Origin of the sequence: Nocardiopsis baichengensis YIM 90130 (genome assembly GCF_000341205.1) — a bacterium.
Classification (GTDB): Bacteria; Actinomycetota; Actinomycetes; order Streptosporangiales; family Streptosporangiaceae; genus Nocardiopsis_A; species Nocardiopsis_A halophila.
On sequence record NZ_ANAS01000068.1, the window covers coordinates 1 to 597 of the forward strand.

1 protein-coding gene is annotated in these 597 nt (G+C 76.2%); it reads right to left on the reverse strand.

Features of this window, described 5'->3' with window-relative positions:
* Positions 1-597: transposase (locus C892_RS0128285; RefSeq protein ID WP_017559963.1), on the reverse strand; the 597-nt coding region annotated here is incomplete at both ends.

Consider the following 597-nt stretch of genomic DNA (forward strand, 5'->3'; position numbering starts at 1 on the left):
CCCGGCGCACGAGCTTGCGCTTGAGTACCCGATAGGCCCCCCGGCGGCCCTTGGCCTCCTCCCGGGAGCGCACGAACTCCCGGGCCCGCTCGTCATGGCGCACCTGCACCATCGCGATCCGGTAGAACACACTGTTCAGCCCCCGGTGCCCGCCCCGGCTCAACCGCACCCGGTCCCTGCCCGAGGAGAACACCGGAACCGGAGCGCACCCCGCAAAGGCGGCCAGCGCGTCGTGCGAGGCGAACCGGGCGATGTCGCCGACGGCGGCCACCAGGTGCGCCGCGACCAGCGGCCCCACCCCCGTGATCCGGCGCAGGTTCACCGTCAAGGGCCCGGCCAGGCCCGCGACCTCCTCCTCCAGGCCGGCGATCTGCCCGCTCAGGTAGGCGATCTCCTCCAGGCGCACGCCCAGCACCCGCACCACTGCGGCCGGGGCCGCCCCGGAGGCGGCGGCCCCCTCCAGGACGGCCTGCAGGGCGGCGCGGTGGCCGGGGCGGGCCAGGTCGCCGGGGGTGTGGCCCAGGTGCATGTGGCAGGCGGCCTTGAGCCGGTTGATCGCCCGGGTGCGGTGCTCGACCGCCTCGTCGCGGGCGGCCA